Origin of the sequence: Chthonobacter rhizosphaerae (genome assembly GCF_013839525.1) — a bacterium.
GTDB classification, from domain to species: domain Bacteria; phylum Pseudomonadota; class Alphaproteobacteria; order Rhizobiales; family Pleomorphomonadaceae; genus Chthonobacter; species Chthonobacter rhizosphaerae.
Window position 1 is genome coordinate 208,384 of sequence record NZ_JACDIS010000004.1, and the last position, 13,599, is coordinate 221,982.

The following is a 13,599-nucleotide window of genomic DNA, read 5'->3' on the forward strand; positions in this document are numbered from 1 at the left end:
CTCGGAGCGGTGGACGGCTGCGGCGCCGCGGCGGGGCCTCCAGGGTCCCTTCCGGGTGACGTCTGGTTATTCGGCGGCCTGGCGCATGCCGGCCATCTCGGCGGACGCGGCCTGGATGGCCTTCACGATGTTGTGGTAGCCGGTGCAGCGGCAGATGTTGCCCTCCAGCTCGTGCCGGATGGTCTGCTCGTCGAGCGCGCCGCCGCGGCGGTTGATCATGTCCACCGCCGCCATGATCATGCCGGGCGTGCAGAAGCCGCACTGCAGGCCGTGATGCTCGCGGAAGGCCGCCTGCACAGGATGCAGCTGGTCGCCGGTGGCGAGGCCCTCGATGGTGGTCACCGTGGAGCCGTCCGCCTGGGCGGCCAGCATGGTGCAGGCCTTGACGGCCCGGCCGTCCACGAGGATCACGCAGGCGCCGCACTGCGACGTGTCGCAGCCCACGTGGGTGCCGGTCAGCCCCAGATTTTCGCGCAGGTACTGCACCAGCAGCGTCCGGTCCTCGACAGTGGCCGTGACGGCCTTGCCGTTCACGGTCAGGGAAATGGTGGCCATCTGCTTCCTCCCTTTTGAGCTTTTGCCTGGTCCGGCTGCGCGGCTCTCCGCTCCCGCCCGCAGCCCGACCTAAATCGATATGATGAGCGCCGCGTCCCAGTCCAAGGTGGGCCGGGCGATCCGCGTCAGAGCGCGCCGATGATCAGGATGACGGCGAGCACCGCGAGGGCGATCAACCCCCACAGCATGGGGCCGGACGGGCCGGACTTGATGGCGGCGGTCTCGACCCGTGTTTCCGCCTTGCGCTCGGCGGCCTCGGCCGCATGGACCACGCGGTCGAGCGCGTCCTCCTTCACGGCAACCTGGCCGCCGTCCCGCTCGGCGGGCGACATCGGGGCCGAGGCGGGCGCCGCGCCGGTGGTGGTCGCCGCCATCGTGGCCGGGGCTGGAGTGTCCGCCACCACGGCCACGGGGGTCGCGGCGGCCGCGGCCGCCCCGACCTTGGCCGAGAACGCCGAGAAGAACTGGTCCGCCATCATCTTGGCGGTGCCGTCGATGAGCCGGCTGCCGAGCTGGGCGAGCTTGCCGCCCACCTGCGCCTTGGCGGTGTAGCTGAGGACGGTGTCGGCGCCGTCGTCGGCGAGCGACACGTCCGCCCCGCCCTTGGCGAAGCCGGCGACGCCGCCGCTGCCTTCGCCGACGATCGAATAGCTGGTCGGCGGGTTGAGGTTCTCCAGGCGCACCTTGCCGGAGAACTTCGCCTTCACTGGGCCGATCTTCGCCACCACGGTGGCGACCATCTCGTCCCCGGTCTTCTCCAGGCTCTCACAACCGGGAATGCAGGCCTTCAGCATGTCCGGGTCGTTGAGGGCCTCCCACACCGCCTGTCGAGGCGCTGGAATGCGATATTCCCCGGTCATGTCCATGTGTGCACCTCCCACTGCGAGCCGTTCGGCTTCTTGTCGACGGCGCGAACGGTAGCCTCCGCTTCCCCTCCGCGACCATTGTACTTTCGGTCTCCGCCGGGCCGCCGCCCACGACCGACGGCAGCCTAAACCGCGTCGGCACGCCGCGTCTCCCCTGCCCTTGCGTAAAATCATGACGATCCGCATACTTTTCGGCACGAGAACAGCGGACGCGAACGTCCGGCCGGTGGGAGGACCATGGGCGTGCCGAGCCCGACCGAGGGACGGGATTTCTCGTCCGGCATCAAGACCCTGTCCGTTGCGGACGCGCCGCTCGACGCGGCCGTCGCCGCCGTGGGCGAGCGGCTCGACACGGCGTCCACCGGCTTCCTGATGGTCTTCTTCTCGGCCAGCTACGACGCCGTGGAACTCGGCGCCGCCTTCCGGCGCATCCTGCCCGGCGTGCCGGTGGTCGGCTGCTCCACCGCCGGGGAGATTTCCGCCGAGGGCCTCAGCGACGGCGGCCTGGTGGCGATCGCCTTCCCGCGCGCGGGCTTCGACATCGTGTCCGGCGTGATCCCGGACCTCAGCCGCCTCGGCATCGACCGGGGCTCGGAAGCCGTCACGTCCCTGAAGGCCGACCTCATGCGCCGCCGCCCGGACATGCAGCCGGGGCGGACCTTCGCGGTCAGCCTGATCGACGGCCTCTGCATGCGCGAGGAGGCGGTGGTCTCGGCCATCGACTGGGCGCTCGGCGAGATCCCGCTCGTGGGCGGCTCCGCCGGCGACGGCCTGTCGTTCCGGGCGACCAGCCTGCTCCACGACGGGCGCATCCACACGGACGCGGCGATCCTGATCCTCGTCCACACGGACCACCCGTTCAAGGTGTTCAAGACCGACAACTTCCGGCCGACCGGCCAGCGCCTGGTGGTCACCGCGTCCGACCCGGAGACCCGGACGGTGTTCGAACTGAACGCCGAGGTGGCCGCCGACGAATACGCCACCCATGTGGGCATGGAGGCGGACAGGCTGTCGCCCTTCGGCTTCGCGTCCCACCCCATGGTGGTGCGGGTCGGCGGCGAATACTTCTGCCGTTCGCTCCGCTGCACCAACCCGGACGGCTCGCTGTCCTTCTTCTGCGCCATCGACGACGGCGTGGTGCTCACCATGGCGGAGCCGGTCGACCTCGTCAGCAGCGTGGAGGCGGCGCTCCAGAAGCTCGACCGCGACCTCGGCGGCATCGACTGGATCCTCGGCTTCGACTGCGTGCTCCGGCGCCTCGACGCCCAGAACCGGCAGGTGGCGCACCGGATCTCGGAACTCTACAAGCAGCACAAGGTGTTCGGCTTCAACACCTACGGCGAGCAGTTCCGCACCATGCACCTGAACCAGACCTTCACGGGCGTCGCCATCGGCCGCGGCGGAACGGTCCGATGACCGACGGGCCGGCCCGCCCCCTCCGGTCCGGCCGCCCGGCGGCCCCGGTCGCGGTCACCGAGATCGACGACCGGGAAGCGGCCCTGCGCGAGCGGATCCGCCGGCTGGAGAAGATCAACGCCGCCCTCATGGACCGGGTGGAGCGGTCCACCGACGCCCACGGCAACGCCTACTCGCTGTTCCAGACCGCCATCAACCTGGATCTCCAGGTGCGGGCCCGGACGGAGGAACTGACCGCCGTCCTTCATCGCCTGGAATTGTCGAACGAGGAGCTGCGCCGCGCCAAGGAGGAGGCCGAGCAGGCCAACCTCTACAAGACGCGCTTCCTGGCCGCCGCCGGGCACGACCTCCTGCAGCCGCTGAACGCCGCCCGGCTCACCGTGTCGGCGCTCACCGAGGTGCAGACGACCGAGGAGGGCAGCCGCCTCGCCGGCCAGGTGGACCGGGCACTCTCCTCCATCGAGGATCTCCTAAAGACCCTCCTCGACATCTCCCAGCTCGACGCCGGTGTCCTGAAGGCGGAGACGAAGACGGTCCAGCTCCAGGAGATCCTGTCGGCGCTCGCCTCCGACTTCGGGCCGATCGTCGCCAAGAAGGGCCTCGCCTTCCGGGTGCGGCCCACCACGGCGGTGGTGCGCACCGATCCGCTCCTCCTCCGGCGCGTGCTCCAGAACCTCATCTCCAACGCGATCCGCTACACGCCCGCGGGCGGCGTCCTCGTGGGCGTCCGTCCGGGGCCGGGCGCGGCGGCGCGCATCACCGTGGCGGACACGGGAATCGGCATCCCGCCCGGCGAGCACGAGCTGATCTTCGAGGAGTTCCACCGGGGCCACCTGCCGAAGGGCGACGGCTCCGCCGGGCTCGGGCTCGGCCTCGCCATCGTGCGGCGCATGGTCCAGGCTCTCGGCCACCGGCTCTCCTTCCGGTCCAAGGAGGGGCGCGGTACCGCCTTCACGGTCACGGTGCCGCTCGCGGCGGCCGAGGACGTGCCCGTTCCGGCCCAGGAGACCCGCGCGGCCCTCAAGACCTTCGGCGTCGCCGACGCCAAGGTGCTGGTGGTGGAGAACGACGACGCGGTGCGCTCCGCCACGGAGGTGCTGCTCGCCCGCTGGAGCTGCCGGGTTTCGGCCACCCGCACGGTCGGCGAAGCGGCGGACCTGGTGGGTTCGGACGGTCCGCCCGACCTCGTCCTGGCGGACTATCACCTGGACAACGGCGAGACCGGCCTCGATGCCATCGAGCGGGTGCGCCAGCTCGCCGGCCGACCGGTCCCGGCGGTGGTGGTGACGGCCGACGGCGGCGCGGCGATCGCCCGGCGGGTGCGCGGGGCCGGCTGCGAGCTGATGCAGAAGCCGGTGAAACCGGCGGAACTCCGGGCCCTGATGGCCCATCTGCTCGGCTGAGGGTCGGCCAGCCGGGCCGGTGTGCCGGCAGGACCGCGCAAGCGGCGACCGCCGGACAGCGGGCGGATCAGGTCTCCTGATCGGCGAGCACCTGGTCGAAGTCGATCTTGGAGGCTTCGATCACCGCCTGGGTGCGGCTGTAGACGCCGAGCTTGCGCAGGATTTCCGACACGTGCGCCTTGACGGTGGTCTCGCCGACGTTGAGCTCGAAGGCGATCTGCTTGTTGAGAAGGCCCTGGCGCAGCATCTTCAGCACGCGCACCTGCTGGGGCGTCAGCGTCTTGAGGCGCTGGATGCGCTCGGCCCGGCTCGGGTCCTGGGTCTCGCCAGAGGGCTCCAGGCCGGCGGGCACGTAGACCGATCCGGTCATGACCTCGCCGATGGCGCGGCCGAGTTCGTCCCGGCGCACGGATTTCGGGATGAAGCCCGCCACTCCGTAGGAAAGCGCCTCGCGTACGATCCGGGCGTCCTCCAGGCCCGACACCACCACGATCGGCAGGCGCGGGTGCGCGGTCCTGAGGCGCAGGAGCCCGTCGAACCCGTGGACGTCCGGCATGGAGAGATCGAGAAGGGCGAGGTCCACCGAAAGGCCCGCGCCGAGCAGGTCCTCGGCGGCCTGGATGCTGTCGGCCTCGCGGATCTCAGCGCCGGGCCAGTCCCGGCTGATGACGCTCTGCAGCGCCTCCCGGAACAGCGGGTGATCGTCGACGATCAGGAATCGGGTCATCGCGGCCATGCCAGACGGAAACGGCCGCCGTCCAGTGACGGCGACCGCTTGAGCATAGGCCCCGACGAAGGCGAGGAACAGCCGCCCTTCGGAGGAGACGGGCGGCCTCGGCCGTCAGACGATCCTGGTGATCTCTTCCACGTCGAAGCGCGGATTGCGCGGGAAGAGCGAGCTCCTGTCGCCGTAGCCGACGTTGATGAGGAGGTTGGAGCGCCAGGTGGTGCCCTCGAGGAACGCCTTGTCCACGCCGTCCTTGTTGAAGCCGCCCATCGGGCCGGTGTCGAGGCCGAGGGCGCGGAGGGCGACGATCAGGTAGGCGGCCTGGAGCGTCGCGTTGTAGGCGGCGTAGTCGACGGCGGCCTGGCCCTGGAACCAGTCCTTGGCGCCCGGGGCGTGCGGGAAGGTGCGGATCAGCGTTTCGGTGAAGGCGATGTCCTGGGCGACGATGATGGTCGCCGGCGCCTTCAGGGTCTTGGCCCGGTTGCCCTCCGAGAGGTGCGGGGCGAGGCGGGCCTTGGCCTCCTCGGACTTGACGATGACGAAGCGGCCCGGAACGGCATTGACGCCCGTCGGCCCGAGTTCGGCGAGGCGGATCGCCTCCAGCAGCATCTCGTCCGCGACCGGCTGGTCGAGGAAGGCGTTGTAGGTGCGGGCTTCGCGGAAGATGAGGTCGAGACCGGCGGCGTCGAGCGGGACCAGCGACTTGGAGACGGAAGCGTCCATTGACGGAATCCTCGAAGGGAAAGAGATCGGGGCCGATCGACAGGCGACCGGCTTCGCTTCCCTATTTCGTTCCGCGGCGCGAAATGGACCAGTCCCGAACCGGTCAACTCATCGTTCACGCTTCGTGGACAGCCGACGGAGAAACGGCCGGATCGGGCTTCCGATCCGGCCGTCCATGTCCGTATTTGCGTTCGCAAGCCGGTCAGGAGACGGCGCGAACCTCCTGCACGTCGGGCAGGAAATGCTTGAGAAGGTTCTGGATTCCGTGCCGCAGCGTGGCCGTCGAGGACGGGCAGCCGGCGCAGGATCCGCGCATGTTGAGGTAGACGACGCCGTCGCGGAACGACCGGAACGTGATGTCGCCGCCGTCGGCCGCGACCGCCGGCCGCACCCGGGTCTCGAGCAGTTCCTTGATGGTCGCCACCGTCTCGCCGTCCGCCGGATCGAAATCCTCGTCGCCCGGCGCCTCCTCCTCGTCGCCGGCGTTCAGGATCGGCCGGCCGGAGACGAAGTGCTCCATGATGGCGCCCAGCACCGCCGGCTTCAGGCGCGGCCAGTCGGCGTCGGTCTTGGTGACGGTGATGAAATCGTAGCCGAAGAACACGCCCGTGACGCCCGGCACCTGGAACAGGGCCTCGGCGAGCGGCGATTCGGTCGCCTCCTCGGGAGAGCGGAACTCGCGCGGGCCGCCGTCCAGCACGACACGGCCGGGCAGGAACTTCAGCGTCGCGGGGTTGGGCGTCGCCTCGGTCTGGATGAACATGGGTCTGGTCTCCCTCAGGCGGGCTTTCAGCTCAGCCTGGAATAATTCCAAGGTGAATGTAGCGAGTCCGGCGCGCTGTTCAAGCGGCAAGCGCCTCGCGACCGATCCGGCGCGGGCGCTTGCCGGTCCGGCGACCGTTCCCGGGAGGAGCGCGGCGGGTCACGCGACGGCGGTGATGTCCTCGTCGGAAAGGCCCGCCGGCACGATGGTGACCGGGATGGAGAAGCCCGCTCCGCCCTTGGCGGCGATCGACGACACGAGCGGCCCCGGGCCGTCCGGCCCGGACGAGGCGGCGAGCACCAGGATGGCGATGTCCTGGTCCTCCTCGATGAGGGAATTGATGGCGTCGGCGGACTTGCCTTCGCGAATCACAAGCTCCGGGTCGATGGCGGCGAGCACGCGCACCTTCTCGGCATAGTCGGCGAGGCGGGCTTCCGCCTCGTCCATGGCCTCGGCGCGCATGATCGATTCCACCCCGCGCCAGTGCTGGAACTGCCCCGGCTGGATCACGTAGAGGAGAACCAGCACGCCGCCGGTGCGAGCCGCGCGCGAGGCCGCGTAGACGACCGCCCGCTCGCACTCGGGCGTCTCGTCCACGATGGCGAGGAACTTGCGGCGGTGCCCTTCTTCGCGGGCGAGACGTTTCGATACCATGGCCGCCAGTTTACCGGGCAGTCGGCGCCGGCGGCAAGGGCATGCCGCCGCCGGCCGCTCCCATGCTCCACACGTCCGCTCAGCGCAGGAAGCCCACGATGTCCTTCACCTGGTCCATCACCGGCCGGGCGATGGCGGAAGCGCGGGCGCCGCCTTCGGCGAGCACGCCGTCGATGTAGGCCGGGTCGGCCATCAGGTCGCGCATGCGGCCGGTGATGGGCGAGAGCGTCGCCACCGCGAGGTCGGCGAGCGCCGGCTTGAAGGTGGAGAACTGGGCCCCGCCATAGTCCCGCAGCACGTCCTCCCGGGTGCGGTCGGAGAGCGCCGCGAAGATCGTGACGAGGTTCTCCGCCTCGGCCCTGCCCTTCAGGCCCTCCACCTCGGACGGCAGCGCGTCCGGGTCGGTCCGCGCCTTGCGGATCTTCTGGGCGATGGCGTCCGCGTCGTCGGCGAGCGCGATGCGCGAATAGTCCGACGGATCCGACTTCGACATCTTCTTGGTGCCGTCGCGAAGGCTCATGACCCGCGGCGCCGGCCCCTGGGTCAGGGGCTCCGGCTGCGGGAAGAAGCCCGCCTCCGGGTCGTGGCCGTTCGCCGCGATCGAGGCCGCGAAGTCGTTGTTGAACTTGCCGGCGATGTCGCGGGCGAGTTCCAGGTGCTGCTTCTGGTCCTCGCCCACCGGCACGTGGGTCGCCCGGTAGACGAGGATGTCCGCCGCCATCAGGGTCGGATAGGCGAACAGGCCCACGGAGGCGTTCTCCCGGTCCTTGCCGGCCTTCTCCTTGAACTGGGTCATCCGGTTGAGCCAACCCATGCGGGCAATGCAGTTGAACACCCAGGCGAGCTCGGCGTGTTCGGCCACCCGCGACTGGTTGAACACGATGTGCGCCTTCGGGTCGATGCCCGACGCCAGGAAGGCCGCCGTGACCTCGCGGATCTGCTTCTTCAGCTCCACCGGGTCCTGCCAGACGGTGACCGCATGGAGATCGACGACGCAATAGATGCAGTCGTGGGTCGCCTGCATCTCCACGAAGCGCTTGATCGCCCCGAGGTAGTTGCCGAGGTGGAGATTGCCGGTGGGCTGGACGCCGGAAAAGACGAGAGGCTTGAACGCCATCGATGGACCCTGAAGGCCGGAGACACTGTCGAGCGCGCCCTTATGCGCGAGACCGCCGCCCAACTCAAGCCTCCGGCTCCGGCCGGGGCCGCTGCAAGGCGCCGAAAGCGCGGGCCGGCCGGGCGGCCCCGTCAGGCGTCGGCACCCGGCTTGGTCGGCGCCCCCTTGGCGGCCCGGCGCGCCAGGACGGCGCGGCCGTATCGCTTCACGTCCACGGCGCCGGTGAGCACGGTAGCGAGCCCGTAGACGCCCATGCCGCCCGCGCAGAGGGCGAGGAGCGCGAGCCCGGCGGTGAGCTCGGACGGACTATCGAGAAAGGGCGCGAGCGTCCGCTTGCCGGCGAGGAGCGCGCCGCCCATGGCCAGGCTCGCCCCGGTGAGGAGCAGGAGCCGCCGCGTCAGCAGCCTGTCGCCGACGAAGTGGCCGCGGCGCACCAGCGTGGCGAGCAGGAGGACGGCGTTCACCCAGGCGGCGAGGCTGGTGGCGATCGCGATCCCCACATGGCCGACGAACGGCACCAGGGCCAGCGAGCCGGCCACGTTCACCGCCACCGACCAGCCGCCCTGGATGGTCGGCGTGCGCGTGTCCTCGCGGGCGAAATAGCTCGGCTGGAACACCTTGATCGCCACGAAGGCGGGCAGGCCGGCGGCGAAGGCCGCGACCGCCAGAGCCGTCGCGGCCGTGTCCTCCGGCGTGAAGGCGCCGCGTTCGAACAACACCCGCATGATCGTGTCCGGGATGGCGATCAGCGCCACGGTCGCCGGCAGCGTCAGCGCCATGGCGAACTCCAGCGCCCGGTTCTGGGTCGGGAAGGCGCTCTCCGCGTCGCCGGAGCGCAGGCGCCGGGTCAGGTCCGGCAGCAGCACCACCCCGATGGCGACGCCGATGACGCCGAGCGGAAGCTGGTAGATGCGGTCCGCGTAGTTGAGCCACGACACCGCGTTCGGGATGAAGGACGCGATCGCCGTGCCGATCACGATGTTGATCTGGGTGATGCCGCCGGAGATCACGCCCGGAATGCCGAGCGTCACCAGCCGGCGCACGTTGGGCGTCACCCGGGGCCGCCGGAGCGAGACCGGGAAGCCGATGAACCACAGGCTGCCCGCCACCGCGAGGAGTTGGGCGAAGCCGGCCGCGAACACCGCCCAGGAGAGCGCGTAGGCGGCCGTCTGCGTGCCCGCCCAGCCCTGCCACCAGATCAGGCCGAGCACCGCCACCAGCACCACGTTGAGGAGCGACGGCGCGAAGGCCGCCACCGCGAACCGCCCGAAGGACTGCAGCATGCCCGCCGCCATGGCGGTCAGCGACATGCAGGCGAGATAGGGGAACATGATCCGCGTCATCAGTTCCGCGTCGGAGAACTTCTCCGGATCGGCGGCGAAGCCCGGGGCCAGCAGGTAGACGAGAAGCGGCGCGGCGAGCTCGGCGGCGGCCGTCACGACGACGAGGGCCAGGAGGAAGACCGCCAGGATCTCCTCCGCCAGCCGCCGCGCCCCCGGCTGGCCATCCTCCGCCAGGGCCCGGCTGAACAGCGGCACGAAGGCGGCCGAGAAGGCGCCCTCGGCGAACAGGCGCCGGAACAGGTTCGGGAGACGAAAGGCGACGAAGAAGGTGTCGGCGATCGGCCCGGCGCCGAGCATGGACGCCATGAACATGTCGCGGACGAAGCCGAGCACCCGGCTCGTCATCGTGGCCATCCCGACCGTCGCGAAATTCTTCAGAAGGGACATGCCTCGACCCCGCAATCCGGCGCGGCCGCACTCCTACCCCGATCCGCCGGCCCGGAAAAGCGCCCCGGCGCGGCGACCGCCGCGATTGGCCTTCTTCGCCGGGGCGGCGCTTCGACCACAAGGGCCTAGTACTTTCGTCTGAAAGCCGGGCCGGGACCGCTGCTGCTGCAGCGCAAAAGAGCAGACGAGCGCCTGTTTTCGCGTCAGATGACCGAAGATCAAGCGGATTCAGAGCATTCCCGACCTGGATCATGACGGAGTCGCATAACCGCCATGCATTATTGCTGCGTTGCAAAACGCACCCAAACGCGGCATATCTGAACTCGCGACGGTTCGCCGTCGCATGCCCTCCTTGGGCGTTTCCTCCCTAAGACTTCAGGCCGCGCAAGCGGCCTTTTTTTTGCGCGCCGTTCTTTGCACCGGCGGCGTGCCTGCTTGCGTGCGGGACGACGGGTCGTTCCTCGGCCGCCGTCGGTCGTTGCCGGGCCGAACGACCCGTCCGGGCGCAGATTTGTAAGACAGTCAAGCCCCGATTCGGAACAAGCTCCCGCGCTCCCCGTTGGCTACGCGATCCCGTGCAACAACCGAAGCCACGGTCGAGGAGCCAACACCCATGAGTACGCCAACGTCACCGAACCCGGGGTCCGGAACGTCCGCAACGACGGGCCGGCCCGAGGACGCGCACCTTTCGTCCGGGAACACCACGTCCGGGTCCTCCACGACCGGGTCTTCCACCTCCGGTTCGTCCGCGTCCGGATCCGCGGCCGGTCAGGCCGGCGAGACCTTGCGCCAGACCGCCGAGCAGGCCCGCGAGCAGGCGCGCCGCATGGCGGACAGCGCCAAGGAGCAGGTCCGCGACCAGGCCGAGCGCGGCAAGGCGGCCGGCGCCGACGCCATCCACAACGTGGCCGAGGCGGCCCGGTCGGCGGCCGAGAGCCTGGACCAGTCGTCGCCCCAGTTCGCCCATTACGCCCGCGAGGCGGCGTCCATGGTGGACAACGTTTCCGAGGCGATCCGCCAGCGCAGCACCGCCGACCTGATCCGCAGCGTGGACCAGTTCGCCCGCCGCGAGCCGGTGGCCTTCTTCGGCGCGGCGCTCGCCGTCGGCTTCGTGGCTGCCCGCTTCCTTGGCAGTTCCGCCCGCCACAGCCACCCGTCGGACCGCATGGGCTCCACGGGCTATGGTGCCGGCTCCACCGGCTACGGCTCGGAAGGCTACGGCCCGGAGAGCTATGGCTCCGCCGGTCGCGGTCCCATGGGCCGCGGCGCCATGGACCGCGACGATCCGACCGGCTATGGCGCAGGGCGCTCGGTCTATGGCACCGGCAGCGGCTACGACTCCGGCCGGTCCGGCTCGTTCGGCACCGGCTCCCCGGCCGGCAAGACCGGGTTCCCGACGGGTGCCGGCCCGGGTTCGGAAAGCGGCCGCTCGTCGCCGGGCTTCTCCTCGCCCGGGTCGTCCACCCCTTCGCCGGACCCGATCCGCTCGGCAGGCCTCCACACGGAGAGCCCTGGCCAGACGCCGAAGCCCGCCGGCTCCAGCACCCTCGGCTCGGGCAGCGCCTCGTCGGTCGGCGACGGCGGACCGTCCACGGCCAGCGGCGCGCCGGGCTCGACGCCCGACCGCAAGATCACCTGACGGAGGCCTGACATGGACACTCATCGGGACACCCATCGGGACACCCAGCGGGACATTCACCGCGACACCCACCGGGACGGTCAGCGGTCCGTCTTCGATCTCTTCGGCGACCTCGTCGAACAGACGTCCACCCTCTTCCGCAAGGAAGTGCAACTCGCCAAGGCGGAGGTCTCCGAGAAGGTCGGCCAGGTCGGCAGCGCCATCTCGCAGGTCGGCATCGGCGCCGTCTTCATGGTGGCGGCCCTCGTGCTGCTCCTGCAGGCGATCGTCTACTGGCTCGCCTACTTCGACGTGCCGGAGCGCGTCGGCGCCCTCATCGTCGGGATCGTGGTGGCCATCATCGGCGCCGTGCTCCTGAAGAAGGGCTCCAACGCCGTCAGCGCCGCCAACCTCGCCCCGGTTCGGACGACCGAGCAGCTCCAGCGGGATGCGGCCGTCGTCAAGGAGAAGACTCGATGAGCACCACCTACAGCAACGGCAACGGCCACGAGAACCGGGACCCGGACCGCATCGAGAACGAGGTCGAGGAGGCGCGCGCGCGTCTGTCCATGACGCTCGACCAGATCCGGGAGCGCATGTCGCCGGGCCAGATCCTCGACCAGGTGCTGGACTACAGCAAGGAATCCGGCGGCGGCATGTTCGCCAAGAACCTCGGCCGCTCGGTGCGGGACAACCCGCTGCCCGTGCTCCTGATCGGCGCCGGCATCAGCTGGCTCCTGACCGCCGACCGGTTCGGCCACCGGTCCACCTTCCCGATGGGCCACGCCGGCGGCACCGACCGTGACGGCGGCCTCGGCTCCGTCGCGCCCTACGGCGTCGACACGTCCGGCTCGTCGTCCCGCGAGGGCATCGGCAGCCGCGTCTCCGGCATGGCGAGCGGCGTCGGTCATGCGGCCTCCAGCGCCGGCGCGTCCGCGTCGCACGCCTATTCGTCGGCCACGGACCGGGTGTCGTCGGCCGCCAGCCGCACCGCTTCGGCGGTGTCCGGCGCGGCCGAGCGGGCCGCGTCCGCGGTCTCCAGCGTCGGCGAGCGGGCCTCGTCCGCCTTCTCCGGCGCCCGGGACGGCGTGTCGTCGGCCTATGGCGGCGTCTCCTCCGGCGCCTCGCACGTGGGTTCCGGCATCCGCGACGCGGCCTACGCGGCCGGCAACCGCGCGTCCGCCTTCGGCAGCCACGCCGCCGACCTCGGGTCCCATGCCCGCCAGTCGTTCGGCCGGGTGATCGACGACCAGCCGCTGATTCTCGGCGCCATCGGCCTCGCGGTCGGGGCGGCGCTCGGCGCCCTGCTGCCGTCGACCCGCACCGAAGACCGGATGATGGGCGACACCGCCGACCGGCTGAAGGACGAGGGCTATGCCGCCGCCCGCGATTACGGCGAGCAGGCCCGCGCCGTCGCGTCCGAGACCCTGTCGGAGGTCAACCAGACTCTCGACGAGCGCGGGCTCAACACCCAGAACCTGACCGAGGCCGCAGGCGCGGTCGCGGACCGGCTGAAGTCGAAGGCCGAGAGCGTCGCCGGCCAGGCGGGCGTCTCCACGTCGGGCTCGTCCGGCCGGTCGTCCGGCGCCGGCTCGTCCGCCGGCGGTTCGGGCGCGTCGACGGTGTCGTCGGGCGCCGCCGGCTCCTCGTCGGGCCTCGGCTCCACCGGCTCCTCGTCCATGGCGTCCGGCGTCGGCTCGTCCTCCACGGGCACCGGCCTCCACGGCGGCTCGTCCGGCATGCAGGCGGGCGGACGCCCGGATCCGACCAGCGGATCGAGCCCGGCCAGCGGGTCGGGCGTGACCCCGAAGCCGCAGGATGCGGCCGGCGGGGCGAAGAGCGACAAGGACAGCGCATACGTGAAGCCGGCCGTCGGCACCACCCCGCCGAACGCCACGACCGACACCAAGCGCGGCAACCCGACCGACCGCACCCCGTCCTGACCGGGCGGCCCGGCCCTTGACAACGACGGGCGGCGTCTCCTTCGAGGCGCCGCCCGTTCCATTGGGTGCTAACGGGATACGGTC

General features: G+C 70.8%; 13 protein-coding genes. 5 read left to right on the forward strand and 8 right to left on the reverse strand.

Going from position 1 to position 13,599, the window contains the following annotated elements; genetic code table 11:
* Nucleotides 1–66: 66 nt before the first annotated feature.
* The gene (locus HND91_RS09160) at nt 67–555 is read right to left on the reverse strand and encodes a (2Fe-2S)-binding protein (protein WP_181706257.1); all 489 of its coding nucleotides are present in this window, start codon (nt 553–555) and stop codon (nt 67–69) included.
* Nucleotides 556–680: 125 nt separating this feature from the next.
* Complete coding sequence (locus tag HND91_RS09165) at nt 681–1,421, reverse strand: SRPBCC family protein (RefSeq protein ID WP_181706258.1); 741 nt, start codon at nt 1,419–1,421, stop codon at nt 681–683.
* Nucleotides 1,422–1,658: 237 nt separating this feature from the next.
* On the opposite strand from HND91_RS09165, the gene HND91_RS09170 reads away from it, so the two are divergent.
* Nucleotides 1,659–2,837: an FIST N-terminal domain-containing protein gene (locus HND91_RS09170; protein WP_181706259.1), complete on the forward strand. Its 1,179-nt coding sequence runs from the start codon at nt 1,659–1,661 to the stop codon at nt 2,835–2,837.
* A gap of 128 nt (nt 2,838–2,965) precedes the next feature.
* Nucleotides 2,966–4,240, forward strand: coding sequence for a hybrid sensor histidine kinase/response regulator (locus tag HND91_RS09175; RefSeq protein WP_246329398.1), 1,275 nt, complete (start codon nt 2,966–2,968; stop codon nt 4,238–4,240).
* 67 nt (nt 4,241–4,307) lie between these two features.
* Here HND91_RS09175 and HND91_RS09180 read toward each other — a convergent pair whose 3' ends face one another.
* The 6 genes from HND91_RS09180 to murJ form a co-directional block, all read right to left on the reverse strand.
* Nucleotides 4,308–4,976, reverse strand: a complete 669-nt coding sequence (locus HND91_RS09180) for a response regulator transcription factor (protein WP_181706262.1) — start codon at nt 4,974–4,976, stop codon at nt 4,308–4,310.
* Between the two features lie 105 nt (nt 4,977–5,081).
* Nucleotides 5,082–5,690 (reverse strand): malonic semialdehyde reductase, encoded by a 609-nt coding sequence (locus HND91_RS09185; protein WP_181706263.1) that lies wholly within the window; start codon nt 5,688–5,690, stop codon nt 5,082–5,084.
* Between the two features lie 202 nt (nt 5,691–5,892).
* The gene (locus tag HND91_RS09190; RefSeq protein WP_181706264.1) at nt 5,893–6,453 is read right to left on the reverse strand and encodes a NifU family protein; all 561 of its coding nucleotides are present in this window, start codon (nt 6,451–6,453) and stop codon (nt 5,893–5,895) included.
* A 159-nt stretch (nt 6,454–6,612) separates the two neighbouring features.
* Nucleotides 6,613–7,107 (reverse strand): universal stress protein, encoded by a 495-nt coding sequence (locus HND91_RS09195; protein ID WP_181706265.1) that lies wholly within the window; start codon nt 7,105–7,107, stop codon nt 6,613–6,615.
* A gap of 79 nt (nt 7,108–7,186) precedes the next feature.
* Nucleotides 7,187–8,224: a tryptophan--tRNA ligase gene (gene trpS, locus HND91_RS09200; RefSeq protein ID WP_181706266.1), complete on the reverse strand. Its 1,038-nt coding sequence runs from the start codon at nt 8,222–8,224 to the stop codon at nt 7,187–7,189.
* Between the two features lie 131 nt (nt 8,225–8,355).
* On the reverse strand, nt 8,356–9,954 hold the full coding sequence (gene murJ, locus HND91_RS09205) for a murein biosynthesis integral membrane protein MurJ (protein ID WP_181706267.1): 1,599 nt from the start codon (nt 9,952–9,954) through the stop codon (nt 8,356–8,358).
* 784 nt (nt 9,955–10,738) lie between these two features.
* On the opposite strand from murJ, the gene HND91_RS09210 reads away from it, so the two are divergent.
* From HND91_RS09210 to HND91_RS23035, 3 genes are read left to right on the forward strand one after another with little or no spacing between them, the layout of a single operon-like run.
* Nucleotides 10,739–11,593, forward strand: coding sequence for a hypothetical protein (locus tag HND91_RS09210; protein WP_181706268.1), 855 nt, complete (start codon nt 10,739–10,741; stop codon nt 11,591–11,593).
* Nucleotides 11,594–11,605: 12 nt separating this feature from the next.
* Nucleotides 11,606–12,052 (forward strand): phage holin family protein, encoded by a 447-nt coding sequence (locus HND91_RS09215; RefSeq protein WP_181706269.1) that lies wholly within the window; start codon nt 11,606–11,608, stop codon nt 12,050–12,052.
* A complete protein-coding gene (locus tag HND91_RS23035) occupies nt 12,049–13,515 on the forward strand; it encodes a DUF3618 domain-containing protein (protein ID WP_181706270.1) in 1,467 nt (488 codons plus the stop codon). The genes HND91_RS09215 and HND91_RS23035 overlap by 4 nt, the downstream gene beginning before the upstream one ends.
* Nucleotides 13,516–13,599 lie beyond the last annotated feature (84 nt).